General features: G+C 69.6%; 25 protein-coding genes, 1 other RNA gene and 1 pseudogene. 4 read left to right on the top strand and 23 right to left on the bottom strand.

Features of this window, described 5'->3' with window-relative positions; translation table 11 throughout:
- Positions 1-912 precede the first annotated feature (912 nt).
- From QM711_RS01250 to QM711_RS01240, 3 genes and pseudogenes are all read right to left on the bottom strand, one after another.
- Positions 913-1251 (bottom strand): P-II family nitrogen regulator, encoded by a 339-nt coding sequence (locus QM711_RS01250; protein WP_415085776.1) that lies wholly within the window; start codon positions 1249-1251, stop codon positions 913-915.
- A complete protein-coding gene (locus tag QM711_RS01245; protein WP_415095905.1) occupies positions 1248-1697 on the bottom strand; it encodes a hypothetical protein in 450 nt (149 codons plus the stop codon). The genes QM711_RS01250 and QM711_RS01245 overlap by 4 nt, the downstream gene beginning before the upstream one ends.
- Positions 1698-1809: 112 nt before the next feature.
- Positions 1810-2547, bottom strand: a pseudogene (locus QM711_RS01240) (ammonium transporter); the annotation flags it as partial.
- A 318-nt stretch (positions 2548-2865) separates the two neighbouring features.
- Here QM711_RS01240 and hpf point away from each other — a divergent pair.
- Positions 2866-3489 (top strand): ribosome hibernation-promoting factor, HPF/YfiA family, encoded by a 624-nt coding sequence (gene hpf, locus QM711_RS01235; protein WP_415095904.1) that lies wholly within the window; start codon positions 2866-2868, stop codon positions 3487-3489.
- Between the two features lie 121 nt (positions 3490-3610).
- Here the strand turns inward: hpf and QM711_RS01230 are convergent, their stop codons facing one another.
- The 8 genes from QM711_RS01230 to QM711_RS01195 form a co-directional block, all read right to left on the bottom strand.
- On the bottom strand, positions 3611-4306 hold the full coding sequence (locus QM711_RS01230; protein WP_415095903.1) for a ComF family protein: 696 nt from the start codon (positions 4304-4306) through the stop codon (positions 3611-3613).
- A gap of 69 nt (positions 4307-4375) precedes the next feature.
- Positions 4376-6073 (bottom strand): LpqB family beta-propeller domain-containing protein, encoded by a 1698-nt coding sequence (locus QM711_RS01225; protein WP_415095902.1) that lies wholly within the window; start codon positions 6071-6073, stop codon positions 4376-4378.
- Positions 6070-7572 carry an MtrAB system histidine kinase MtrB gene (gene mtrB / locus QM711_RS01220; RefSeq protein WP_415096843.1) on the bottom strand — a complete coding sequence of 501 codons (1503 nt, stop codon included), beginning with the start codon at positions 7570-7572 and terminating at the stop codon, positions 6070-6072. The genes QM711_RS01225 and mtrB overlap by 4 nt, the downstream gene beginning before the upstream one ends.
- 47 nt (positions 7573-7619) lie before the next feature.
- Positions 7620-8324, bottom strand: coding sequence for an MtrAB system response regulator MtrA (gene mtrA / locus QM711_RS01215; protein ID WP_415095901.1), 705 nt, complete (start codon positions 8322-8324; stop codon positions 7620-7622).
- Positions 8325-8406: 82 nt separating this feature from the next.
- Positions 8407-8967, bottom strand: coding sequence for a YqgE/AlgH family protein (locus QM711_RS01210; RefSeq protein ID WP_415095900.1), 561 nt, complete (start codon positions 8965-8967; stop codon positions 8407-8409).
- A 142-nt stretch (positions 8968-9109) separates the two neighbouring features.
- Entirely contained in the window at positions 9110-11542 is a 2433-nt protein-coding gene (locus QM711_RS01205; RefSeq protein WP_415095899.1) for a hypothetical protein, read from the bottom strand.
- A 410-nt stretch (positions 11543-11952) separates the two neighbouring features.
- Positions 11953-12322: a transfer-messenger RNA gene (gene ssrA / locus QM711_RS01200) on the bottom strand.
- Positions 12323-12376: 54 nt separating this feature from the next.
- Entirely contained in the window at positions 12377-12991 is a 615-nt protein-coding gene (locus tag QM711_RS01195) for a DUF4870 domain-containing protein (RefSeq protein WP_415095898.1), read from the bottom strand.
- Between the two features lie 139 nt (positions 12992-13130).
- On the opposite strand from QM711_RS01195, the gene QM711_RS01190 reads away from it, so the two are divergent.
- The gene (locus QM711_RS01190) at positions 13131-13895 is read left to right on the top strand and encodes a maleylpyruvate isomerase family mycothiol-dependent enzyme (RefSeq protein ID WP_415095897.1); all 765 of its coding nucleotides are present in this window, start codon (positions 13131-13133) and stop codon (positions 13893-13895) included.
- A gap of 62 nt (positions 13896-13957) precedes the next feature.
- Here the strand turns inward: QM711_RS01190 and smpB are convergent, their stop codons facing one another.
- From smpB to QM711_RS01135, 11 genes are all read right to left on the bottom strand, one after another.
- Positions 13958-14431, bottom strand: coding sequence for an SsrA-binding protein SmpB (gene smpB / locus QM711_RS01185; RefSeq protein WP_415095896.1), 474 nt, complete (start codon positions 14429-14431; stop codon positions 13958-13960).
- Between the two features lie 79 nt (positions 14432-14510).
- Positions 14511-15878 carry a peptidoglycan DD-metalloendopeptidase family protein gene (locus QM711_RS01180; RefSeq protein WP_415095895.1) on the bottom strand — a complete coding sequence of 456 codons (1368 nt, stop codon included), beginning with the start codon at positions 15876-15878 and terminating at the stop codon, positions 14511-14513.
- A gap of 48 nt (positions 15879-15926) precedes the next feature.
- Entirely contained in the window at positions 15927-16829 is a 903-nt protein-coding gene (ftsX, locus tag QM711_RS01175) for a permease-like cell division protein FtsX (RefSeq protein WP_415095894.1), read from the bottom strand.
- A 51-nt stretch (positions 16830-16880) separates the two neighbouring features.
- The gene (ftsE, locus tag QM711_RS01170) at positions 16881-17567 is read right to left on the bottom strand and encodes a cell division ATP-binding protein FtsE (RefSeq protein ID WP_415095893.1); all 687 of its coding nucleotides are present in this window, start codon (positions 17565-17567) and stop codon (positions 16881-16883) included.
- 414 nt (positions 17568-17981) lie between these two features.
- Entirely contained in the window at positions 17982-19091 is a 1110-nt protein-coding gene (gene prfB / locus QM711_RS01165) for a peptide chain release factor 2 (RefSeq protein ID WP_415095892.1), read from the bottom strand.
- Between the two features lie 69 nt (positions 19092-19160).
- Positions 19161-21449 (bottom strand): excinuclease ABC subunit UvrA, encoded by a 2289-nt coding sequence (locus QM711_RS01160; protein ID WP_415095891.1) that lies wholly within the window; start codon positions 21447-21449, stop codon positions 19161-19163.
- A 101-nt stretch (positions 21450-21550) separates the two neighbouring features.
- On the bottom strand, positions 21551-21898 hold the full coding sequence (locus tag QM711_RS01155; protein WP_415095890.1) for a TfoX/Sxy family protein: 348 nt from the start codon (positions 21896-21898) through the stop codon (positions 21551-21553).
- Between the two features lie 15 nt (positions 21899-21913).
- Positions 21914-22273, bottom strand: a complete 360-nt coding sequence (locus tag QM711_RS01150; protein WP_415095889.1) for a nuclear transport factor 2 family protein — start codon at positions 22271-22273, stop codon at positions 21914-21916.
- Positions 22274-22306: 33 nt separating this feature from the next.
- Complete coding sequence (locus QM711_RS01145; protein WP_415095888.1) at positions 22307-22732, bottom strand: SRPBCC family protein; 426 nt, start codon at positions 22730-22732, stop codon at positions 22307-22309.
- Positions 22725-23057: an ArsR/SmtB family transcription factor gene (locus tag QM711_RS01140; protein WP_415095887.1), complete on the bottom strand. Its 333-nt coding sequence runs from the start codon at positions 23055-23057 to the stop codon at positions 22725-22727. The genes QM711_RS01145 and QM711_RS01140 overlap by 8 nt, the downstream gene beginning before the upstream one ends.
- A gap of 112 nt (positions 23058-23169) precedes the next feature.
- Positions 23170-23961: an alpha/beta fold hydrolase gene (locus QM711_RS01135; protein WP_415095886.1), complete on the bottom strand. Its 792-nt coding sequence runs from the start codon at positions 23959-23961 to the stop codon at positions 23170-23172.
- Positions 23962-24011: 50 nt separating this feature from the next.
- On the opposite strand from QM711_RS01135, the gene QM711_RS01130 reads away from it, so the two are divergent.
- Complete coding sequence (locus QM711_RS01130) at positions 24012-24689, top strand: TetR/AcrR family transcriptional regulator (protein ID WP_415095885.1); 678 nt, start codon at positions 24012-24014, stop codon at positions 24687-24689.
- Between the two features lie 113 nt (positions 24690-24802).
- Positions 24803-25192: a DUF952 domain-containing protein gene (locus QM711_RS01125; protein ID WP_415095884.1), complete on the top strand. Its 390-nt coding sequence runs from the start codon at positions 24803-24805 to the stop codon at positions 25190-25192.
- On the opposite strand, the gene QM711_RS01120 is transcribed toward QM711_RS01125, so the two are convergent.
- A complete protein-coding gene (locus QM711_RS01120) occupies positions 25161-25712 on the bottom strand; it encodes a helix-turn-helix domain-containing protein (protein WP_415095883.1) in 552 nt (183 codons plus the stop codon). The two genes, QM711_RS01125 and QM711_RS01120, sit on opposite strands and share 32 nt — an antisense overlap.
- Between the last annotated feature and the right edge of the window lie 31 nt (positions 25713-25743).

The raw sequence follows: 25743 nt of genomic DNA, 5'->3' as shown, positions 1-25743 counted from the left end.
CCACCCACCCCACAACAAACACCAGGCCTAGGCGGCTCCTGACCTGGAGACACACCGTACCCGCACTGCTCTGGATTGGAATCCCTCCGGCCCGTCCGCCCCGAATCTCTCCAGGCCGTCCGTCTCACCGAGAAGGCTTGGTAAACACTACGGAGCCAACGACACCTGGTCAAATCCGGCCCGACGCCCGGGCGAGAGCGGCCCCTGTGCACGCCCCCTCCGCCATGGCAGCGACGACCTGGAACACGGATCGGCCCCGCCGGCCCGCAGCTGAGACATGACCCACCGGGCCTCAGCGAGAAGCTCGGCGGCGTGCGGTGCGACCATGGCAGTACCGACCACAGCGACGGCAACGACATCACCACAATCACGTGACTGCCGACAGCCGTGCCTGCTCCAGTGCCACGGTGTAGGCGCCCACAAGGCCGCCGGGCCGAGCAGCACCAGAGCACTGGCTCCCCCGCCGGGCGTGCCGAGTGCAAGCACGACGAGGAAGAACGGGGTGCCCGCCGCACCGGCGATCAGCAGCACCGGACGCAGCCTGGAACCGCCGACCTTTCGCCACGCCCGTGGCCACCACGGCACTGTCAAGACGGCCGGCACGACATACCGGATGGCGCTCACGTCGACCGCATTGAGACGTCATCGGGCACCTACGCCTCTTCGGTGACCGCACTGAACGTAGGAGCGAATGTGGCCGCTGCGGTGAGCCTCTTCTCCCCTGTGGATAAATCAGTGCTGGACGGTCGAGTTCGATGACACCCGGCTCCGATCGCATCGAAGGCGGACCGAAAGAACCGTCCCCCGTACCGAAAGCGGACCGGACGCGCGGAACGGGGCTCCGAGCGAACTCGGAGCCCCGCCTTCCCGCTTGTCTTTGTGCGGGTCCCCCCAGGCTTTCGTATCGTCGGGTCAGACGGCCGCGAGACCGCTCTCCCCAGTGCGGACGCGGACGACGTTCTCTACCGGAACGACCCAGACCTTGCCGTCGCCGACCGACCCGGTGCGGGCGGCGCCGGCGATGACCTGGACGACCTCCTCGACCTCGGGATCGTCGACCAGGATCTCCAGGCGCACCTTGACGATGAAGTCGATGGTGTACTCCTCGCCGCGGTAGACCTCGACGTGACCCTGCTGGCGTCCGTAGCCGGACACCTCGCTGATGGTCATTCCGCCGACGCCGTGCCGGACGAGGGCCTTCTGGGTCTGCTCCAGCATCTCGGGCTGGATGATGGCGGTTACCAGCTTCACTTCATAGCTCCCGTCTTGTCGTTCTCGGGGAAGTCGTCCTTGGTGAGGACCAGCGTGTGCCCGACCCGGCTGGAGTAGTACACCGGGCTCAGGTCGTAGCCGGCCTCGCTGTGCTCGGCGAGGTCGATGCCGCCGAGTTCGTCAGAGGTGGACACGCGCCAGCCGATGGTGTGCTTGACCACCAGGGCGATCAGGTAGCTCATCACGAACGAGAAGGCCATCACCGAGAAGGCACCCACGGCCTGCCGCCAGAGCTGGTCGAAGCCGCCGCCGTAGAACAGGCCGGCAACCGCGGGCTCGGCCGGGTCACCCGAGGTGGCCGGATCCGCCAGCAGACCGATCAGCAGAGTGCCGACCAGGCCGCCGACCAGGTGGACGCCGACGACGTCCAGCGAGTCGTCGAAGCCGAACTTGAACTTCAGGCCGACCGCGTAGGCGCAGGCCACACCGACGACCAGGCCGAGGATGAGTGCGCCGATCGGGCTGACCGCACCGGCTGGCCGGGGTGATCCCGACCAGGCCGGCGACGATCCCGGACGCCGCGCCGAGCGACGTGGCGTGCCCGTCCCGCAGCTTCTCCACGATCAGCCAGCCGAGCATCGCGGCGGCCGTCGCGGCCAGGGTGTTCACCCAGGCCAGGCTGGCCAGCCCGTTGGCGGCAACGGCCGAACCGGCGTTGAAGCCGAACCAGCCGAACCACAGCAGGGCCGCCCCGAGCATCACCAGAGTCATGTTGTGCGGCCGCATCGGCTTGGTGCCGAAGCCGATCCGCGGGCCGACCACCAGGGCCAGCGCGAGTGCGGCGGTACCGGCGTTGATGTGGATCGCCGTGCCGCCGGCGAAGTCGATGGCTTGGATCTGGTTGGCGATCCAGCCGCCGACGACGGTGCCGTCGTCGTTGCTGAACGCGAACACCCAGTGCGCGGCCGGGAAGTAGACGAGGGTGCCCCACAGGACGGCGAACAGCGTCCAGCCGCCGAAGGACGCCCGGTCGGCGATGGCACCGGAGACCAGCGCAACGGTGATGATGGCGAAGCAGGCCTGGAAGGCGACGAACGCCAGGGCCGGGTAGCTCGCCTCGGGATCAGTGGTGAGCAGGCTCTCAAGGCCCGCGTACTCCAACGGGTTGCCGATGATGCCGAGGCCGCCGACAGAGTTGCCGAAGGCCATGCTGTAACCGAAGAGCACCCACAAGACGCCGATGACGCCCATCGAGATGAAGCTCATCATCATCATGTTCAGGACGCCCTTGGCGCGCACCATGCCGCCATAGAAGAAGGCGAGACCGGGGGTCATGAGCAGCACCAGCGCGGCGCTGATCAGGATCCAGGCGGTGTCGCCGGAGTTGAGCTCTAACAGGGTCATGGCGCAACCATCGCCCGACGGTGTTTCGTCGAGGTTCGGGCTCTGTTACGCGCAGATTGCGAGGTGTTACAGCTGGGTTGCCGTCCTATCGGCGACGCACAGGCGAGAGCCTGGTAAACCTCAGGTGGCATCAGTAGGTTGGACGCATGGCGCCACGGCCGCAGACCTCGCACAGCGGGTCGAGCCGGGCGCCTTTCGGGTTACCGCCCGTGCTCGCCGAGCCGGGCCCAGATCGACCAGGAGGTTGCAGTGGACGTTCTCGTCACCGGCCGGCATTGCCAGATCAGCGACGACTTCCGTGCGCGCGTCAGTGAGCGCCTGAGCGGAGTCGAGAAGCTGCGTGATCGGGTGATCCGGGTCGAGGTACAGGTGTCGGCCAATCCGCACACCCGACAACCCGACCAGGCCACCTCGGTCGAGATAACCCTGCGCAGTCGCGGCCCGGTGGTGCGTGCTGAAGCCACCGCCGACGAGAAGCTGATCGCCTTCGAGCACGCCCTCGACCGGCTCAAGTCCCAGCTCCGCCGGGCGGCAGACCGCCGCAAAGTGCATCGCGGACTCCGTGCCGGGCAGCAGTTCGGCGCGCCGCCGGTGGTGGCCGCGGCCACCCAGGACGAGGACCGCCCCGAGATCCGCAAGATCGCCGGTCTCGAGGTCCACGGAGACGGCCCGCTGGTGGTCCGCGAGAAGCTGTTCAAGGCGACCCCGCTCACGCTGGCCCAGGCGCTGGACGAGATGGAGTTGGTCGGCCACGACTTCTTCCTCTACGTGGACGCCGAGAGCGGCGCACCCAGCGTGGTCTACCGTCGCCGGGCCTACGACTACGGCGTCATCCACCTCGACGTCGCGGCCGCCGCGGAACAGAGCGCCTGAGCGGAGTCCACCGGGTCTCGGCAGGCTCGACCGGGCGACGCCGGTCGAGCCTGTCGGACCGCCCGGCTGCCTACCCACGCTCGACCGGGTCCACAGCGGGGACCTGTCCCAACCGCCGGCATCACCTCCGCCCTGGGCGGCCGCGGCCATCCAGCCGTGGAGTCGCGGCGACGACCGCCGCTCCGAGTACCTGATGACCGGCCGCGGTCAGCGCCGCGCCGGCGGCGGTCAGAGTGGCGCCGGTGGTGACAATGTCGTCGAGTAGCAGCATCGGTGCCGGTGCGAGCCGGCGGACGCGCATCCGGCCCAGCCGGTTACTGGCCCGGTCCGCGACGCTCAGGCCCACCTGATCCCGGGCCCCTGGGGCGAGGGTCAGTCCGCGCGCCGCCCGGATGTCGAGGCCCAGCCGGCGCAGCCGTCCGGACACCCGGCGGGCCATCAGCCAGGTCAGGTCGAACCCGCGCTCGGCCACGGTCGCCCGGCTCGACGGCATCGGCACCAGCAGCAGTGCTCCGCCGTGGCCGCGTTCGTACGCGACGGCGGCCACGCTGCCGAGCGCGAGATCGCCCAGCAGCGGCACCAGGCCGAGTCCCTGCCGCTCCTTGCAGGCCAGGATCAACGCCCGCAGCTCGGCGGCATAGTCACCGCGCGCCCAGATCAGGTCCGCGCCCTCGCCGGAGCGGACCCGACGCGGCGCGAGTTCGCGCACGGTGCGGTCGCAGGCCTGGCAGCAGACCGGGCCGGGTCGTCCGCACGCCGCGCAGCTGCCACCCCAGGCCAGATCCGCGGCGGCGTCGAGAACCGCACGCCATCGCATCGCCCGAGTCTGCCCGTTGGGGATCCGCCGCTGGTGACTATCCACAGGCCTGGGCCGAATACCCAGCGGTCAGGGCAGCGCGACCGCCTCGACCCGGTCCAGCCACGGCTCCCAGGTGAACCCGTCGACGAACCGCCAGGTCTGGCCGTCCGGACCGCGCAGCACCGCCCGTCCGGACGGCGCGGCCGCCAGCTGCACCAGAGCGGCGGTGTCGTTGGGACGGACGTCGGTCGCCACCGCCCCCTCGCTGTCCACACTGACCACGCGGGCGGTGGAACTGCCGCCGAGCAGCACCAGCAGGCTTGCCGAGCCGGTCCAGCCGACATCCGCCGGCTGCTGCCCGGCCGGCGCCCAGTTGGCCGGGGTCAGCTCGCGCCAGCCGACCAGCCGGAAGTCGCCGGCCGTCCGGACGATCGCTGCCACGCCCAGGCTGGTCCGCCCCTGGTTCTCGATCACCAGCGCCGCCCGCACACCGTCCGGTGCCGGAGCGAAGCTGCGAATCCAGCCCTGTGGAAGGCTGTCGGTGGTGACCGGAGTCTCCCTGCCGTCCCGGATCACCCGCAACCGGGCGTCCCGGGTCCGGTCCAGCACCGCCCACAATTCACCCTGCCGAGTCCAGCGGACGCCGGTGACCTGGTGACCGGTCAGCTCGACCCGCTCCGTCCCGTCCCGGACGGCGACGCTGCGCACTCGGGTGCCGCCGTCGGTGACCAGCGCCAGCACCTGTCCGTCGGTGCGGGCGGCCAGCGCGCTGGCCCTGATCGGCGCTCCGCCGACGGCCAGCGGCGCCGCACCCGGGTCGGCCCAGGTGGCGCGTTGCACCGTCCCCTCGCGAAGCAGGAACACCCCCTCGCCGGGGCTGGGCGGCAGTGGTGCGCCCTGGGGGAAGTCGCTGATCGACAACACGCCGCTGGTGCCCAGATCCCACCCGGCCCCGTTGCCGTGGATCCGGACCCCGGTGACGCCGTCCAGCGAGCTCAGTGACCAGACGAGTTCGGCGGCGAGGCGGCGCCGCGACTCGGTGTCCAGGGCCTCCAGCTCGCCGGTCAGTTCCACGGTCACCGTGCCGCCGGCGCCGAGGGTAGCCGCGGACGCCTCGACGCGCGTGCCCAGGGCCGGACGATAGGCGGCCGCGGCCGACCGGCTGGGGCCACCGAGCACGGCTCGGACGGTGGCCAGCAGGCCCGGCGTCCCGGTCTGGACGAATCGCGGATCGGGGACCAGCCAGGTCCCGGTCGCGTCCCACAGGCAGACGTCGGCCCGCACCCAGGTGCCGCTGAACAACGACTGCGACACCAGCAGCCCCCGCGGCGGGCGGGAGATCCGCCACTGTTTCTCAGTGTCGCGCTGCAGGCCGAAGTCGTGGTGGTAGGCCGTGGCGCCGGGGGTGAACGAGCCCTGCGGATCGAGCGTGCCCACCAGCGGGGCGGTCAGCACCACCCCCGAGTCGCTCACCTGCGGCGGGTAGCCGCCGGCATAGACCTCGACGCCGGACTCGGGTCGCCAGCCGTCCGCCGCGTCCGCGGTGAGGAATTGCCGGGCCACCGTGTAGCCGGGCTGGTAGGTAGCCATGGCGTGCAGGAAGCCCTCGACGATCAAGCCCGGCGAGGCGTCCTGGGCGGGGGGAACGGGCGCGATGTCGACGCCGGGGTTGGCCTGCTGCTGGGCCGGCAGGTGCCGCTCGACCGGACCGCTGGTCGGCACGGTCACGCAGCCGCCGAGCAGCACCAGGCAGCAGGCGGCCAGCACCGCCAGCAGGCGCCTCATCGCTGGACCAGCTCGGCATCGTCGGGCACCACCGGCCATGGCGAGGAGACGAAGCTCTCCCCCGCCCGACGCGGCACGGTCAACCGGAACTGCGCGCCGCGTCCCGGACGTCCCCAGGCGTTCAGCCAGCCGCAGTGCAGCCGGGCGTCGCCCAGCGCGATCGCCAACCCTAGGCCGCTGCCCCCCACCGACCGGCGCCGCGCCGGGTCGGCTCGCCAGAACCGGTTGAACACCTGGTGAGCCTCGGCGGCACTGAATCCGACCCCGTGGTCCCGGACGGCGACCGCGACCGCACCTTCGTCGCCACGGACATGGACGCTGACCGGCCGGCCCTCGCCGTGCTCGATGGCGTTGGCGATCAGGTTGCGCAGGATCCGCCGGATCCGCCGCGGATCGACCTCGGCCACGCAGGCCACGGGCGCGTCCAAGCGCAGCTCGGCACTGTAGCGCTGGGCGAGCCGGGTCTGCGCCGCGAGCTCCTCGGCGGCGATCTGGGCGAGATCGACCTCGTCCAGGCTGAGTTCGGCGGCGCCGGCGTCGAACCGGCTGATCTCCAGCAGGTCGGTCAGCAACTCCTCGAACCGGTCGAGTTCGGCCGACAGCAGCTCCGTGCTCCGGGTGGCCAGCGGATCGAACTCGTCGCGTTGCCCGTACAGCACGTCGGCGGCCATCCGGACCGTGGTCAGCGGGGTCCGGAGCTCATGGGAGACGTCGGACACGAATTGCTGCTGGACCCTGGACAGGTCCTCCATCTCGGTGATCTTGCGGTCGAGTTCGGTGGCGAGATGGTTCATCGAGCGCGCCAGGCCGGCCAGGTCTTCGGTGCCGCGCACCGCCATCCGGTCTTCCAGATGCCCGGCCGCAAGGCGTTCCGCGGCCAGCCGGGCCGCGCGGATGGGGCGCAACACCTGCAGGGTGATCAGGTACACCGTGGCGACCACGCCCACCAGCACGATCAGACCGGCGATCACCGTCGCGCGTTGGACGACGATCAGGGTCTCGGCCTCGGGTTGCTGGGTGAACAGGAAGTAGACCGGGTAGCGGGTGCCGCCCGGGGCGGACAACGCCGACCCGATCGCCAGTCCGGGGACGGCCGGACGCGCGTCCAGGAAGAGGATCTCGGTGGGGGTCGAATAGACCCCGTCCGCGCCCGCCACCGCGCGGCGCAGGGATTCGGGCACGCTGGCGTAGTCGAGACCCGCCGAGCCGATGTCCGAGACCGGGCCGGCGACCACCACGTAGTACTGGTTGCCGACCGAACCGCGGTAGGCGGCGTCCCGAGCCAGCTGGGTGAGACGTTCGTTGATGGACGCGGTGCGCAGGTTGAGCGTGCGCAGGTCGCGCTGCATCCCGTCCAGCACCACCGACGCCTCGGCCAGGCTGGCCTGCCGCTTGCCGTCCAGGATGCCGCGCGAGGACTGGTCCATCAGGAACCAGCCGGTGGCCGCCAGCACGGTGAGTGCGGCAACCAGGGCGGTCACCACCACCCGGAACGGCAGCGAACGCGACCACGGCGTCCGGCCGGTTCGCTCGGCGGCCTGGCCGCTCACGGTTCGCGAGGCTCTCCGGCCCGGTAGCCGACGCCGCGGACCGTGACGATGATCTCGGGGTGCTCGGGGTCGTGCTCGATCTTGCTGCGCAGCCGCTGGACGTGCACGTTGACCAGCCGGGTGTCGGAGGCGTGCCGGTACCCCCAGACCTCCTCCAGCAGCAGTTCGCGGCTGAACGCGTGCCGGGGCCGCTTGGCCAGCGCCAGCAGCAGGTCGAACTCGAGCGGGGTGAGGGCAACCAGGTCGCTGCCTCGCCGGACGGTGTGCTCGGGCACATTGATGGTCAGGTCGCCGATCGCCAGCACACCGGTCTCGGCGGGAATCTGGCGGCGCAGCCGGGTGCGGATCCGGGCCAGCAGTTCCTTCACCTTGAACGGCTTCGCCACATAGTCGTCGGCACCGGCTTCGAGACCTTCCACCACATCGCGGGTGTCGGACTTCGCGGTGAGCATCACGATCGGGACGCCCGAGACCGCCCGGATCTCACGGCAGACGTCGACGCCGTCGCGCCCCGGCAGCATCAGGTCGAGCAAGATCAGGTCGGGGCGGTAGCGATGGAAAACCTCGACCGCGCGCAAGCCGGAGCTGCACCAGGCGGCATCGAAGCCGTCGGCCCGAAGCACCAGCTGGAGCATCTCCGAGAGAGCGACGTCATCGTCGACGACCAGAATGCGTTGTGCGCGCTGTATGCCGTCCGACACCGCACCCCCTTGTTCCGGACGCCCACCGTGCTCGCAGTCTAGACGACCCCGCGGACACCCTTTCCGGTTGCGGTCTGCCCGGTCAGTTCCACTCGGGGTGGGCGGTCCAGGTCGCCAGCAGGGCCAGGTCGCCGCCCTGCCGGCGCAGCACCCGGCGCCACAGCGAGTCCGGGTCGCGGTCGTAGACGTCGGTGTAGGTAGCCCGGACCACATGCCACCAGCCCTGCTCCAGTTCGTGCTCGAGCTGGCCCGGTGCCCATCCGGCATAGCCGGCGAAGATCCGCAGGTCGCGGTAGGCGCCCTCGGCGATCTCGACCGGGGTATCCAGATGCAGCAGCCCCACCGCCTCGAACAGCGAGCGCCAGCCCGGCGGCTCCTCGTCCGGACGCTGCGGCGAGGCCAGGCAGATCGCCCCCTCCTGGGACACCGGCCCGCCCTCGAAGAGCACCTTCGGCTCGCTGACCAGCGGCGCCCAGGCGGGCAGCGCGGTACGTAGATCGATGGTTGCCTCACGGTTGAGCACGACGCCCAGCGACCCGGACTCGTCCGCGTCCAGCACCAGCACAACGCTCTGGTCGAAGACGCCGTCGCTGAGCTCCGTGCTGGCCACCAGGAGCACACCGGGAGTGGCTTCGACCGTCATGCAGACAGCATGCCACCCGCGATCGGCGTGTCGGCATCGCCTCGCGACGCAGGTCCCGGAAGCCGCGCTCGAGCTCGCTCAGCGGGTACGGCAGCCGTCGGCCGGGCGTGCCCCGTTCGACGGCAGCGGGCAAGCTCTGGATTCACAGGTCTTCCTCGTAGAGCGCGTCGAACTCATCCTGGGGAACTGGCCAACTGGCACCGTGCGCATCGGTCACGATCCAGTCGCCGGGCTCAGCCGACGCCTCGCCCTCGCGAGTGATCACGGTCTGAGGTTCACTCGCCTGCCAGGCCGTGACCACCCCGATCCGCCGGTATTCCTGCGCCCGGATCTGCTGGTAGGTCGTAGCGAACGAGTCGGGACCGATCGTGCGCGAGGACCCCTGCTCATCGATGACCCACCAGTCTCCGGCCCGGGCCTGCAAATTGTCGCCGCGCGGGCTGCGCCATTCGAACGGCTCATCCAGGCGCCACGCCCAGGCGCGTCCGCGGCGCTTGAACGGCCGGGGATCGGGTGCCCGCCGCGACGCCGGCGTCGCCTCGTCCTCCTCCCGATCGGCCGGCTCCACTGCCCGACCAAGCCCGGCCACGGGAGCGGACGGTGGCCTCTCGTCGGGCGGCACTATCCGGATCCCGACCTGGGCGAGATGGCCAGGAATCCGCGCGCATGCCGCGCGATCGTATTCGGCGGCGGTGGTCTCCTTGACCACCGCCCAGGGCTTGTTCCACTGGTGGTCATGGCGCGCATTGCGCATCTCGAAATGCGCCCAACGCCGATGCTCCAACTCCGCGAGCAACTCGATGGCGGCATCGGTGAACGCCACCGACGCGGCGGGCTGCGGTGGCGCCGCCTCCCAGCCGAAACCAATGGCGGCCAGCTTGACCGGGATGTCCCAGACCTGAGCCACGTTCGAACGACGCTCGTGCTCGGTGAGATGCTCCCACTCGGCATCGGCGAATACCGAGCCGGTGGCATTTCGGGTGACTCTCGCGACCTCGCGGTAGCCCATATGGGCGCTCATCGCGAGCGCCATCACCTCGTCGGACAGCAACCGGTCGGGCCGGGCGTCGACCCGCGCGACCGAGCGGCCCACCCGTCGGAGCAACGTGGGAAGACTGCTCGCCAGTTCGAGCAGTCGCACATGCTGGTACCCCGGCGTCACCTCCGCCGGAGTTCGCGGGACCAGGCCGGCAAGGTCGTCCGCAATCGCCAGGAGTTCGGCCGGGTCGAGTAGCAGTGCCTCGGGCCGGCCGACGGAGCCGGCCGTGACCTCGAAACCGGCGCTGCGCAGAATGGATTCGGCCCGCTCCGCGACGGCGACGATCGCCTCGCGGACGGGCGCTTCCTGGGCTCCGAGCAGCGCGAGGTGGCCGGCTTCGTGCGCGATCGGGCCGAACGCGCTGGGAACGTCGGCCGGCCAGCGACCGAGATCCGCCACGATCTCGTCCGCCAGATCATCGGCCGTACTCCGGCGCAGGTCGCCGGGCTCGCAGAGCAGTTCCTGTCGCCCGACCACCCGGACGCCAGGATGTCGGGTCACCGCCGACGCAAGGGTTCCCAGGACCGCCACCACGTGGATGTCGGATTGCAGTTCGCGCGCGATGGCGTTCGCGATCGGCATCGTCAACGTATCGTCCTCGAACGCCACATAGACCCGTGCCGGCGCGGTCCGGTAACGCCCGTTGTGGGGAAACCCACCCCAGGACTGCAGCCAGTTCGCCAGCGACTCGCGTACGACCTGTGCGGCCGCCCGGCCGTTGGGGTACAGCTCGCACCACTCGAGATTCACCTCGACCGGCAATCCGATCTGGACCGCCTGAGTCCAACTCGGATCGGTCCCGGCGCAGTGCACCGTGAGCCTCTCTCCCGGACGCTGCCACCCCCCGACGATCCGGTGCACCAACTCCACGGCGAGTGCGCCCTCCCCGATGACGGTGGGCGGCGGCGAGACGGCGTCCTCTCGATAGGGAGGGTGTCCGCGCAGCACCGCGGACGCGACGCGGGTCGCTCGGCACAGCACCGTTCCGGTCCCGGTGTAGCGCCAGTCGGCGGCCAACTCCCGATCGGACAGCAAGGTCACCACCTTCGCGTCGGCATCGTCGGTGAGCCGCCGCACCTGGTCGGTGAGCGTCATCGCTTCGTTGTCGTCCGGCGCGGAGATCACCACGAGCCTCGCCTCGCCGAGCACCTTGGCCAGCACCGTCGGTTCGGGCGTGGGCAGGTGGATGACCCCGGCGCGGCGAAGCTCCGCGACGTCCTGTGGCGGCAACGCTCCCACACTCACCACTGGTCCGGACGCCGGCGACTCGCGAACGCGGCGAGCGAGCTGAGTGGCTTCGGTGCCCGCGCCGAGCACGACCGTGTGCCCGCGTTGCCGCTTCGCCCGGCCCTTGGAGAACTGCGCCCGGAGCATCTCCAGGGCGACCGCGATGATTGCCAGGGAGATCGTCACCGGCGCGAGGAAGCGTGCCCAGGCGAGTTGCCAGGAGATCTCGCCGCCGGTGGGCCCGTCGAGGGCGAAGAGCGCCATCGAGCGATAGGCGGCGGTCCACCAGTCCATGTCGCTGCTGGTCATCCACCCGACCACGCCCAACCACGAATGCGATCGCCGGGAGAACGATGATCACCGTTCGACTGTGCTGCTCGACGAACAGCCACAACCTGGTCCACATGTGCGCCCCTCTCGCTCAGGGATGACCGCGCAAGCCCGCCCAACGACGCTGGCACAGCAAGTATCCAGCGCCGCCACTGCTGCCGTGGGGGCTGAGTGGACGCCGCGGACGCCAGGCCCGCATCGCCCGGGGAGACTGCATTGCTGGCCACGCGGCCAAACCGGGCGCTGGCCGGGCACGCCCAGTCGTCATCGTCGGCGCGATCCTGTCGCCCTCGCAAGGTGGTTGTTGCCCAGCTCCGGATGGCTCCACTGTGGCGGCGCGCAGCAATAACGAAGCGACGCCGGCGGTGAGAACCGCCGGCGTCGCCGCAGGGTGGAGGTGGGGGGAGTCGAACCCCCGTCCTCTGAAGGTGAACCAGGACTTCTCCGGGCGCAGTTGACTAGGCGGCTTTCTCGGCTCCTACCCTCGCGTCAACCCGTGGTAGCCAAGCCCAGTTCCAGTGAAGTCCCGAGCCGCCCCTGGAACACAGGCGGCTCAGCAAGCCTTCTATACGAGGCCAGGAACCGGACGGAAGGCTACGTCCGGGCTGACCCTTCGGTCACTGCTCAGGCAGCGAGAGCGAAGTCTGCGCGAGAATTGTCGGCAGTTATTGGTTTTCCAAGAATCGTTAACGAGATGTCCTTGGATCCTCGGCCCGCTTCTCCTGGGACTACCGTCCCGAGTCGAAACCAGTCACCCCCTGTTGAGTTGTCCGCCCGTGGCCGCGAACGTTCGCGGGCGAGCGTGTCAGCCTATCAACGTTTGCGCTCGGGCAAAACTTCCCACGGGACGAGCGCCCGCACCGGGTTGCGCCAGTCGTTGCCGCGGGCTGCACCGACCGCACCGAGCACGGTGACCACCACCCAGATCACCGTCCAGATCGCCGCGATCGGATTGCCGTCGCCCGGCAGCAGGCCGCCGAGGATGCTGGCAAGAATGCCCACCACGAAGGCGAGCAGCTGCCAGTTGAACGCTTTCGCCGCCTCGCGCTTGGCGTACGAGCCGGTCGGGCTGACCGCCCAGATCACCAGCGGGCCGAACAGCCAGACCAGGAACGGCGACAGGTGCGCGATGGTGGCCATCGTGGTGCTCCGGTCCATCACCGGCCGGGTCGGCACGATCTCACCGGAGATCACCGGGGGTTGTCCCGGGGCGCGGTAGCCGTAGCCGGAGGGCGCGAATGGCAGCGGGCCGTCGACGGCCGCTGCCAGCTGATCGAGCCGCTCGGCAGTGATCACCGCCGACATCCGGGCCTCGAACTCGGTCGAGTCGATCCGGCCCAGCTGGTGGGCCTCGCGAAGGCGCTGCTCGGCAGTGTCGCGATCGGATTTGGAGACGCTGTCCACTGGGGCGAAGAAGTCGTGGGTCATGCTCCAAGGATCCCGCGCGCGGGCGGCGAACCGTATCGGGCTCGGCCCCGCCCCTCCCCCGACCGGCGCGCTCAGGGTCGCACCGGCCGAGTGCTGATCGATCCGTTCCGACCGCCGGGGCAGGCCCTACCGTGAGCGCATGCCCAACACGCTGGAGTTCCGCGATCTCGGTGAGGGGATCGGCGACGCTGCCGCCGTCCTGCGCAACAACGCCGCAGCCGCCGGGCTGGACGCGTCGGTGCCGACCTGCCCGGGCTGGCGGGTCCGCGACCTGGTCACCCATCAGGGCCTGGTGCACCGGTGGGCCACTGCCACGGTGCGGGGTGTCGAGGCGCCTCCGGACGCCGAGGTCGAGGCCGAGGCTGCGACCGCGTCCGACCTGTTGGACTGGTTCGACGACGGGCTGGTCGACCTGCTGAACGCGCTGGCGGCGGCGCCAGCCGATCTGGACGTGCCGTTTTTCCTGCTCGACGCTCCCCCGCCCCGCCAGGCCTGGACCCGCCGGCAGTGCCATGAGACCACGATCCACGCGATCGATGCGATGGCCGCCAAGCTGGGCCGGTCACCGCGTCCGGACGAGTTGTGGTTCGCCCCAGCGCTGGCTCGCGACGGCATCGACGAGTTGTTGCTCGGGTTCGCCCCCCGCGCCAAGTACAATCCCCGGCGCCCCGAGCAGGCGACTCTCACGGTCGTGACCGACGACGGGCTCGCCGGCTGGACGGTGACAATGGGTCCGGACGGCTGCCAGGCCTCCACCGGAGCCGCCGCTGATTCCGACGCCCAGATCACCGCCTCAGCCCGGGCGCTCTACGCCGGTCTATGGAACCGCGGCCGCGACTACACGATGGCCGGGGACGCGGCATTGGTCGAGGATTTCCTCGACCAGCTACGGATCACCTGGTAACGGTCGCACCGGTCGCTCGCCTGGCGTGCGCGAACCGCTCGGCCGCCGACCCGAGCCGCGGACTACTCGCCGCGGTTGCGGGCGGCGAGTTCGCGGGCGGCTTCCCGATTGGCGTCGCGCTCGGCGATGGTCTGGCGCTTGTCCCACGCCTTCTTGCCGGTGCCGACGGCGAGTTCGACCTTCGCGTAGCCGTCCAGGAAGTACAGCGCCAGCGGCACGATGGTGCGTCCGGACGCGGTCGTGGCCCGCTCGAGCTTCTCGATCTCGCGACGGTGCAGCAGTACCTTCCGGTTCCGCCGGGCAGCATGGTTGGTCCAGGTGCCGAAGGCGTACTCGGGGATGTGGGCGTTGCGCAGCCAGACCTCGCCGTCGTCCACGGTGGCGAAGGCGTCCGCGAGCGAGGCGCGTCCGGTCCGCAGCGACTTCACCTCGGTGCCGGTGAGCACCAGGCCCGCTTCGAACCGTTCGCCCAGGTGATACTCGTGGTGCGCCTTACGGTTCTGGGTGACCATGGTCCGGCCCTTCTCGCGTGGCATGGTCCTACTCCTTGTTCGGCTGCCGGTCGTCCGGAAAGACGATCAGCCTAGCAAGGCCCGTCGGTGCCGGCTCCCAACCTCACAGCCACCGCATCGGGTTGACCACCCCGCCGTTCACGTACACCTGCAGGTGCAGATGGCAGCCGGTGGACATTCCGGTGGTTCCGACATACCCGATCAGCTGGCCCTGCCTGACTCGCTGCCCGGCCCGGACCACCATCCGGGACTGGTGGGCATAGCCGGTCGACACGTACTTGCCCCGCATCAGGCCGTGGTCGATGACGGTGTAGTTGCCGAACCCGCCCTGCCTGCGGGCACTGGCCACCCGTCCGTTCGCGGCCGCCCGGATCGGCGTGCCGCAGGCGGCTCCGAAGTCGGTGCCGCGGTGCATCCGCCAGACGTGCAGGATCGGGTGATAGCGCAGCCCGAACGGGGACCCGGCCGGTGCGTTCACCGGGCGGATGAAGCCCCGCGACGACTCCCGCGTCCGCACGGTCCTCGGCACGTACTTGCGTCCGGCCTTCTTCGCGGCAGCGCGCCGCTTGGCCTCCGCAGCCCGGCGCTTGGCCTCGGCGGCCGCGGCCTTCTTCCGGGCGATCTCGGCCCGTCGCCTGATCTCGGCCGAGATCGACGCCTCTTCGTTCTGCAGCCTGCGGTACTGGGCCTGCTCGGCGTTCAGGTCGGCCTGAGCAGCCTTCCGGGCGATGGCCAGCTTGGCAACATTGCCGGCGACGGCGTTCTTGGCCAGAACCGCCTTGCCCTGCAGCACCTGGAGCCGGGCCAGGTTGGCCTCGGCCTCCGCCTTGTCCGCGGCGATCTGCTTCTCGATGACCGCCTGCGCTTGCTTGGCGGCCTCCAGCTTCGCCTGCAACTGGCGCAACCGGGTCATCTCGGCGCTGGTCGCGTCCAGGATCGTGTTCGACCACTGCAGCCGCTGCGACAGGTCACCGGTGTCGGCGGAGTCGAACACGACGGTGAGTCCGACCAGATCCGTCTGCTGCTGGAACGCCTCGCGCGCCGCCTCGCCGATCCGGCGCAGTTGCGCGTCCACCTCGGCCTTTGCCTGCACCACTGCCTTCTTCGCGGCGGACAGCTTGGTCCGGGCTTCGGCCAGCCGCCGTCCGATCGCGGCGTCGACGGCTCGGGCACCGCTGACCGCGTCGTTGGCGGCGGCGAGCTTGCGTTGCGCCTTGGCCAGCGCCGACTGCGCCTTGGCCAGGTTCTGCAAGGCCTTGGAGACCTCCGCCTTGGACTCGGCCACGTCCGACTTGGACGAGACGATCGCTTTGCGGACGCCGTCGCGACGGTCCTTCAGGTCCTCCGCACCGGCCGGCGCGCCGAGACTGACGGTCAGGCCGACGGCCAGAACGGCGATCAGCGGACGCAGCAGGCGCAACGAGGTCCGGAGCGGCTTGTCCTTCGTGGTTCTGCAGGTGGGGGAAGGCACCTGGTTCACGATGAGGCCCCAATCGGTCGGTTGAGGGCCTCAGCTCATTCAGACCCTCAAGTACTTGCGAGTGGCTATCACCGTGGGGACGACCGAGAGGACGACACCAACGGCAACGACTCCGAGCATTGCCAACCCGACGTGCGGCCAGCCAATCCACTCGACACTCTGAAGTGAGGGTTGAGCCTTATCGATGATCAGGAATTTCTGCACCGCAGCCAGTGAACCGCAGGCAAGAATCGCGCCGATAAGCGCCGCCACGAGAGACTCGATCAAGAACGGCAGCATGATGTACCAGTTGGACGCCCCCACCAACCGCATGATCCCGAGCTCGCGCCGTCGCGAGAACGCAGCCATCCTGATCGTGGTGGCGATCTGCAGCGCCGCGGCGAGCAGCAGCCACAGACTCAGCCCGATCGTTGCCCACTTGGCCACGTTGAGCCACTCGAACAGCGGGTTGAGGTACTGCCGCAAGTCCTGAACGGCCTGGACGCCGGGAAGCCCGGCGACCGCCGAGACGACACCCTGGTACTGCTCCGGGTTCTTCAGCTTCACCCGGAACGAGTCCTGCATCATGTCAGCGGTCATGAAGCCGAGTGCGGGCGAGTCCTTGTAGACCCGCTTGAAGTCCTCCCAGGCCTCCGCCTTGCTTTCGTAGTAGACCGTCGCGACCTCGGGATTGGTCTCCAGCGTCGTCCGGATCGTCTGCCGCTGGGCATCGGTGACGTCCTGGCCGGGTTCGCAGTTGCGGCCCTGGGTGACCTTGCCGCACATGAAGACGCTGATCTCGATCTTCTCGTACCAGTTGCCCTTGGCGAGCTCGACCTGCTGCGCACCGAGCAGCCCGCCGCCGAACAGGGTGAGCGAGACCCACATGGTGATGATCACCGCCAGGGTCATGGTCAGGTTTCGGCGCAGGCCGGACCAGGCCTCACGCAGGGTGTGCCGCATGGCGGGCTCCTTCGCGGATTCGGGACGGGCGGGGCGGGTTCATCGGGCTGCTCACTGGTAGCCGTAGACGCCCTTGCTCTGGTCGCGGACGAGTTCGCCGTCCACGAGTTCGATCACCCGCTTGCGCATCTGGTCGACGATGGTGGCGTCATGGGTCGCCATCAGCACCGTGGTTCCGGTGCGGTTGATCTGGTCGAGCAGCTTCATGATGCCGATGCTCGTGGTCGGGTCGAGATTGCCGGTCGGCTCGTCGGCCATCAGGATCGCCGGACGATTGACGAAGGCGCGGGCGATCGCCACCCGCTGCTGCTCCCCGCCGGAGAGCTCCTCGGGCAGCCGTCCGCCCTTGCCCTCGAGACCGACCAATTCCAGGGTCTCGGGCACCACCTTCTTGATCGTCGAGGTGGGCTTGCCGATCACCTGCAGGGCGAAGGCGACGTTCTCGGTCACCGTCTTTCCCGGCAGCAGCCGGAAGTCCTGGAAGACCACGCCGAGTTGGCGGCGCAAGCCGGGCACCTTCCAGCCGTGCAGCCGGCCGAGGTCCTTGCCGGCGACGAAGACGCGCCCCTTGGTGGCCCGGTATTCGCGCAGCACGAGCCGGATGAAGGTCGACTTACCCGAGCCGGAACTGCCGACCAGGAAGACGAACTCGCCCTTGTCGATGGTGACGTTGATGCCGGACAGTGCGGCCCGGCGCTGGCCCTCGTAGATCTTGGTGACGTCCTCGAACGTGATCACGTTGCTACTCCGGTCGGACTCGGCAGTTGGGGAAGTTCCTGAGAAAGACTCAGCCGACCGCAGATGAGTCTAGGCGAGGTCGCGCCGCGGCCCAGGACGCCACGCCCGTCCCACGCCTGCTCAACCACCCCGAGAATCGCGGTGCCCGTCCATCCGCTCGCCTAAAAGGAAGTGCTGATCGATGCTGTTCCGAGCGAGGAGGTGCCCGGCGAGATGAGCGACGGCGCCCAGTTCTTGTGGGCGTATCGGGTCCTCCGGCGCAAGGGATGGGGGTCGTCGATCGCTCGTCGGGTGCGCCGCAGCCGGGACAGGATTGATCGGCGCTTTCCAAACTACCTAGCGCTCCCCCAGCTCAGCGAGCGGGAAACAGTTCGGGGAGCGCTGGGTGGGCGGACGGGACGGACGGGGTGAGAGTCAGCGCTCGCCCTGCTGGCGACGCCAGCGGATACCGGCGTCGATGAAGCCGTCCAGGTCGCCGTCGAAGACCGCGTCCGGGCTGCCCACCTCGTACTCGGTGCGCAGGTCCTTGACCATCTGGTACGGGTGCAGCACGTAGGAACGCATCTGCGAACCCCAGGAGTTGCCGCCATCGCCCTTGAGCGCGTTCAACTCGGCCTCGCGCTCGCGCCGGGCGCGCTCGAGCAGCCGGGACTGCAGCACCTTCATCGCGGCGACCTTGTTCTGCAGCTGGCTCTTCTCGTTCTGGCAGCTGACCACGATGCCGGTCGGCAGGTGGGTGAGCCGGACGGCGGAGTCGGTGGTGTTGACGCTCTGGCCACCCGGACCCGAGCTGCGGAACACGTCCACCCGGACGTCGGCCTCGGGAATGTCGATGTGGTCGGCCTCTTCGGTGACCGGCAGCACCTCGACGCCGGCGAAGGACGTCTGCCGCCGGCCCTGGTTGTCGAACGGGCTGATCCGGACCAGCCGGTGGGTGCCCTGCTCGACGCTCAATGTGCCGTAGGCGAAGGACGCCTTGACGGTGAAGGTCGCCGATTTGATGCCGGCCTCCTCGGCGTAGGAGATGTCGTAGACGTCGGCCGGGTAGCCGTGCCGCTCCGACCAGCGCAGATACATCCGCAGCAGCATCTCGGCGAAGTCGGCGGCGTCCACTCCCCCGGCCTCGGACCGGATGGTGACCACGGCGTCCCGCTCGTCGTAGTCGCCGTTGAGCAGGGTGCGCACCTCGAGCGCCTGGATGTCGGTGGAGAGCCGGCTCAGCTCGCGGGCGGCCTCGGCCATGGTGTCGGCGTCCGCCTCTTCCTGAGCCAGTTCGATCAGCACCGCGGCGTCGTCGATCCGCTGTCGCAGGGCGGTCAGCCGGTCCACCTCGGATTGCAGCACCGACAGCTTGGACGTCACCCGCTGGGCGTTCTCCTGGTCGTTCCACAGGTCGGGGGCGGACGCCTGCTCCTGCAGCTCGGCGATCTGCCGGTTCTTGGCTTCGGGGTCGAGCACGGCCTCGATCGACGTCAGCGTCTTGTCGAGTTCGGCGAGATCGGATTGCAGGTCTGCGGCAGCCACGAGGGTGCAGTGTACCGGCCCCGTCCCGCCGAGGGTTTCGACAAGCTCAACCCGCAAGCGTCGACAAGCTCAACCAGCGGTAGCCGCAGCGAGGGCGCGTCCGGTCAGTGAGGCTTCGTCGTCGACCAGTTCGGCCGGCGGTCCGGCGAACACCAGGCGTCCGCCGTCGACGCCGGCTCCGGGACCGATGTCGATGACGTGATCGGCCCGCGCGACCACCCGCAGGTTGTGCTCGACCACGACCAGGGTGGTGCCACGCTCGAGCAGGTCGTCGAACAACAGGTTGATCCGGTCGACATCGGTGGGGTGCAGGCCGGTGGTGGGCTCGTCCAGCACGATCCACTCCGCTCCGAGCTCGGTGGACGCCGCCAGGTGCCGGGCGATCAGCAGCCGCTGCTTCTCGCCGCCGGACAGTGTGTCCAGCGACTGCCCGACGGCGGCGTAGCCGAGCCCGACCCGGTCCATCCAGCCCACTGCGGCGACGATGTCGGGACGTCCGGCGAACAGCTGGGCGACCTCGTCGGCGGTCATCGCCAGCACGTCGGCGATGGTTCGGCCGTCGATCGTCACGCCCAGCGCGGTCGGGTTGAACCGGGAACCGTCGCAGGCGTCGCACGGGGTGGCGACGTCGTCGAGGAAGGCCAACTCGGTGGTGATGTAGCCCTTGCCATTGCAGGCCGGGCAGGCCCCCTTGGAGTTGAAGCTGAACCAGGCCGGCGCCAGCCCGGACGCCTCACCGAATGCCTGCCGGATGCTGTCGGCGACACCGAGGATGCTCAGCGAGGTGGACCGGACGCCGCCGCGCAGCGCGTCCTGTCCGACGACGGTGAACTGGGGCTGCTGGCGCGGCAGCTCCAGGGTCGCCAGCGAGCTCTTACCGGAGCCGGCCACCCCGGTGACCGCGGTCAGCACCCCGATCGGGACGTCCACGTCGAAGCCGGTCAGGTTGCGGGTGCGGGCGTTCCGCACCGGTACCCAGGAGCGCGGACGGGCCGCCTGCCGTTTGACGGTGAGGCGTTGCGCGAGCATGCGTCCGGTCGGGGTGTCGCTGCCGGTCAGCGCCCGCGGCGTGCCCTCGAACAGGATCCGGCCACCGTCGTGGCCGGCACCGGGGCCAAGGTCGACGACGTGGTCGGCGATCCGGATCACCTGCGGGTGATGCTCGACCACCAGGACGGTGTTGCCGGCGTCCCGGAGCCGTTGCAGCAGGCGGGTCAGCCGCAGCACGTCGGCCGGATGCAGCCCGATCGACGGCTCGTCGAAGACGTAGCTGACGTCGGTCAGCGCGCCGCCGAGGTGACGGACGATCTTCACCCGCTGTGCCTCACCACCGGACAGGCTGGCCGACTCCCGGTCCAGGCTCAGGTAACCCAGCCCGACTGAGATCAGCGCGTCCAGGATGGTGCGGATGCCGTCCAGAGCGGGGGCGACCTGCGGAATCCTCAGGTGTTCCAGCAGGTCGTGCAGTTCATTGACGCTGAGCGCCATCCAGTCGACGATCGAGCGGCCCTCGATCAGGCTGGCCCGTGCTGCGGCGTTGACCCGGGCGCCATGGCAGTCCGCGCACTGCCGCTGGGTGGTGATCCGGTCCAGTTCCTCGCGGACCTTCTTGGAGATGTTCGGGGGCCGGTTCTTCACATAGACGTCGCGCAGCCGGGTGACCACCCCGTCGAACCGGCCGGACGCCGGAAAGCGCGGGTCGGGATGGACTGGCTTCACCCCGTCGGCGTACAGGAACAGCTCCATCTCTTCGCCGGTGTAGTCGCGCAGCGGTTTGGACCGGTCGAAGAAGCCGCAGTAGGCGAAGCGCTTCCAGCGGTAGACGCCGGGACGGAACTGGGAGAAGCGGACCGGCCCTTGGTCGATGGTCTTGTCCAGGTCGATCAGTTCGTCGACGTCGATGTCGACCACCGTGCCGATTCCTTCACAGGTCGGGCACATGCCGGTGAGGTCGTTGAACGAATAGGCCGGCGAGTACCCCGCAGACGGCAGCCCGGCCCGGGAGAAGACCAGCCGCAGCAGCGGTGCCAGGTCGGTGGCCGTGGCGACGGTCGAGCGGGCGTTGGGGGTGAACCGGCGCTGGTCGATCAGCACGGTGAAGGTCAGTCCCGACATCGCCTGGACGTCGGGCGCCGGCAGTTGCGGCAGCCGGGCTCGCAGGAACGCCGGGTAGGAGTCGTTGACCAGCCGTTGGGCGCCGGCCGCGACGGTGTCGAGGACCAGGGATGACTTGCCCGAGCCGGACACCCCGGTGAAGACGGTCAGTGCCTTCTTCGGGATGTCGAGGCTGACTTCGCACAGGTTGTTGGTGGTGGCGCCGATCACCCGGATCCGGTCGGGTGCCTCGTGGTCGTCCATGCCGAGGAACCCTAGTCGCGTCCTGCCCGGACGGGGGCACACCCCGTCCGCTCACCTGCGACGAGACGTAGAGGGTCTCGACGAGCTCGACCAGCGGAAGGTCAGCTCGTCGGGCCGGTGAGGGTGCGATTGTGGTCGAGCGCGATGCCGAGCCACTCCGACAGGGCTTCGTCGGTGCCGATGGCGTCCGGGGCGACCTCGATCCAGCCGGGTCCCATCGTCCGGCCGGTGCCCATTTCGGCATGCGTGGCCCCCGGTTTGCCCAGGAACTCATCGTGCCGGCCGGCGTCGACGCGCACCAGCAGGCCGCCGTCCTTCCGGGCGCCGACGACCATCTTCTCGTTCACCTTGAAGGAGCGGACGCCGAACATGGACTTCTCGCGCATCAGCTGCTCGGACGCGAGCAGGGTGCGCACCCGCTCGGCCAGGGTGGCCTGTTCGGGAGTCATCGCCGGCCCCCGGCTTCAGTCCTGCCCGACCGGGGCATAGGAGAGCCTGTCGAAGATCAACACGCTTTCGCTGATCTTTCCGTTGGTCACGGTGAAGAACTCGGCGGCCGGGGCCGTGGAGGTCACCGCCGTTTCCGGATAGTAGAACAGTGCGACCCGGTTCCCCTCGGCAAACTCCGCGATGTCACCGATGCCGGTGAGCATGGGCGCGAAACCACCGATGAAGCCGCGGTAGGCGTCCTTGCCGGCCAGGTCGCCTCCGGGCGCGCGGCAGTTGATGTCGTCGGCGACCAACGCCATGGCGCCGTCGATGTCGCAGCTGGTCCAGGCCTGGTGATAGTGCCGGACGATCGTCGCAGGTGAGCTTGTTGTCATTGCTTTTCCCCTTGTCACGAGTAGGTCATAGGGTTACGGAAGCCAGTGGTCGATTCCCGGGTCAGCACCGGCCGCAGCCAGCGCCAACCGCGGCACGAAGTGCAACCAGCCGTCCCGGTGGCCGGCCAGTTCGGTCTCGGGCAATCCCGAATGGGTCAGGTCGACCCGGGTGCCGGCGCCGATCGCGGTCAGCCGGAACTCGACCGTGGACGCCCCGGCGGGCAACACCGGACTGCCGGCGAATCCCCACGAGACCACGACCTTGGCCGGCGGCTCGACGCTCAGGTACTCACCACGGACCGGGTATCCGGCGATGTCGACGGCGAACGCGCCTCCCGGACGGGCATCGAGGCTGGCGTACTGCCCCATCCAGGCGGTCATGCCGGCCTCAGTGGTGAGGTACTCGAATACGACCTCCGGCGGCGCGGCGATCTCGATCGAGGTCGCGTACTCAGCCATCGCCCGGTTCCTGCCCGCCCTCGATGGCGGCCTTCAGCGCCGCCAGTTTCGAGGGCCAGAAGTCGTCCAGGTACGAACGGACCGCCGCCAGGGCGTCGGTGTTCACCGCGAACAGGTGCCGGGTGCCGTGATCGGTGCGATGGGCCAGGCCGGCGGCCCGCAGCACGCCGAGGTGATGCGACGCGGTCTGCTGCGACAGTCCGGTCGCCGTCGCAATCTGCCCGACCGGACGCGGCCCCGCCCGGACTACCGCCAGGATGGCCCGCCGGTTCGGATCGGCCAACGCGCGCAGCGCGCGGTCGAGGTCGATCTCAGCCGCGCTCATGGCCGCCTGTCTTCGGTTCGCACACCCACAAGTTATCACAAGCGGTTGTTTGTACTTATCGCGGCGAGTGAAAGCCCGAATCACCACCAGCGCTTTCCCCAGGGACGTACACCTAGCGCGGCCCGGCCGGCGCACAGACCGCGACGCTCGAGCTCCAGTCGTGGCCGGCCAGGACCTCCGGCCCGGACAGGTAGACCTCGTGATCGGCCGCTCCCTCCACCATCTCGACCCGCAGGCCGTGCGCGGCGACGAGCCCGTCGATCACTGCGGCGTGCAGTGGGCTGGTGCCCGCGGAGCGGGCCAACCGAATCCGGTCGGCCGGGAGTGTGCCGGGGGCGAACTCGTGGCGGGTGATCACCGGGCCGTCATCGCGGACGGCCGCCTCGGCATTGACCATCTGCGCGGCAACCTCCGGCGAATCCAGGTCGGCCTGGCCGTCGGAGATGATCGCGAGTTGCAGCGCGAACGCGCCGCGCCAGTCGCCCGGGTGCCCGGCCAGGTACTCGTTGATCGGCGCCACGATCTGAGCGTGCAGTTCCGCCCCACCATCGAGCGCCGTGATCACTGCGGGCTCCCAGGCGATCACCTCGATGTCCAACGCGGGCCACGAGGCGGCGAGTTCCAGCGCGATCACCCCACCCGAACTGAAGCCGAGCACCTGCACCTGGCCACCGAGGTCTTCGACGATGGCTGCGGCGTCCGCGGCGTGTTGCCGGACGCCTCCCGCCGGCCAGCCGTCGCGAGGGGTGGCACCGGTGCCACGACGGTCGTACCAGGCGACTCGGCGGCCACGCTCGGCGAACGCCAAGGCCTGGGGTTCGAGCATCGCGGCGTCCTCGGCGCCGCCGTGGATCAGCAGGAGGGCCGGCCCCGAGCCGGCGGTGCGGTAGGTAAGCGTGGCCATCAGAGATTCCTTTAACTCTAGATATATTGAATATCTGCTAGGGTAAGCCAATGATCGATGGACGGCAAGGCCTACGCTCCAGCCGCCCCTCGGCCGAACGACGCAGGTACGACACCAGCGGACGCCGTGCCCAGTCACTGGCGAACCGGGAGCGGATTCTGCGCTGCGCCCGCGACCTGTTCGTGGAACGTGGCTACGCCCCGGTCAGCGTCGCGGACATCGCTCAGGCCGCGGGCGTCTCGGTGCCGACGGTCTTCGCCCGCTTCGGCAGCAAGGTATCCCTGCTCAAGAACGCCGTGGACGTGGCGATCGCCGGCGACAGCGAGCCTGTCCCGTTGGCCAGGAGGCCGGCGATGCTGCACGTCCGGGCCGGCGCGACCGCCGAGGAGATCGCCGATCGCTTCGCCCATCTCATCGCGACCATGGCGCCGCAGGTGGTGCCGATCGCAACCGTTGCCTACGCCGCTGCCGATTCCGACCGTGAGATCGCCGGCCTGGTCGCCGAACTTGACCGGCAACGCTACGCCGGTGCCGGCGCGCTCGCGTCGGTGATGCTCGAACGCTCGCCCGCACTCGGGGTCGACCCGGTGGAACTCGCCGACCAGATCTGGCTGGTCAACGCGCCGTCCACCTGGGGACTCCTGGTGAACGGACGCGGCTGGTCGCCGCAACGTTTCGAGGACTGGGCTCGCCGGACGCTCCGGGCGGCCCTGCGGCCGCTGGCATGAGGGCGGCACGCACCGGACCGGTTCCGGAGCGGCGCCAGGCTTTCACCCAGCCGCAGCTGGGCCGCCCAGGCCGAGGTCCGTCGACGCGGAGCAGGCGCCGATAGGTTGAGCCGGTGGAGATCCTGCACATCGCTCACCGGTCCGACTGGGAGCGGGCGGAAGAGGCCGGCAGCTACACCGTTTCAACCCGGGGACTGAGCCTCGACTCGGTCGGTTTCATCCACGCCTCCGGCGCCGATCAGGTGAGCGGCGTGGCCCGTGCGCACTATGCCGACGACCCCGAACCGCTGGTGGTGCTGGTGCTCGACGCGGATCGGATCGTCAGCAGCGGAACCCCGGTTCGCTACGAGGACGGCGGCGACGGCCAGGACTATCCGCACATCTACGGACCGATCCTGCCTGCCCACGTCGTGGCCGTACTCTCGGCGGGATTCGCCGGCGGCACCTTCTGGTGGGGGTCTCCCGGGTCAGCTACTGGTGGGCGTGCTGACCTTCGGCGGTGAGGATCGTCAGCACCTCCACCGGGCCGGGACCGTGGGTGCCGATGGCGTGCGGGATCATGGTGGAGAACTCGGCCGCGTTGCCCTCGTCGACGACGATGAGCCGGTCACCGAGCCTGAGTGCGGCGGTGCCGCTGAGAACGGTGAACCAGTCTCGGCCGGGGTGCACGCCGGCTTCTTCCAGCGCTGGCGGTGGCGTGGTGATGCGCATCTTCGCGACCGTGAGCCCGCCGGGGGTGCGAGAGGAGGCGAGGGTCCAGGTGGTCATCCCACGCCGCTCATCCCGATGCGGGCGAATGACGACGTCCTCGTCGTCGGGCGACTCGGTGAGTTGATCGATCGTGGCATCGAGGGCACGCGCGATCAGCACCAACTGATCCAAGGCGAGTCGCCGGGCTCCGGTCTCGATCCGGCTGAGGTTCGACGGGCTTAGGTGAGCACGCTCAGCGAGGGTGTCCAGCGACCAGCCCCGGGCGAGCCGCAATGCCCGGATCCGCTGTCGGACGAGTCGGTCCACATCCATGTCTTGCTTCATACGCAAAACGATATGCTCT

Origin of the sequence: Micropruina sp. (genome assembly GCF_047602385.1) — a bacterium.
Taxonomy (GTDB): domain Bacteria; phylum Actinomycetota; class Actinomycetes; order Propionibacteriales; family Propionibacteriaceae; genus Micropruina.
This window is presented reverse-complemented; position numbering and strand designations above follow the sequence as displayed.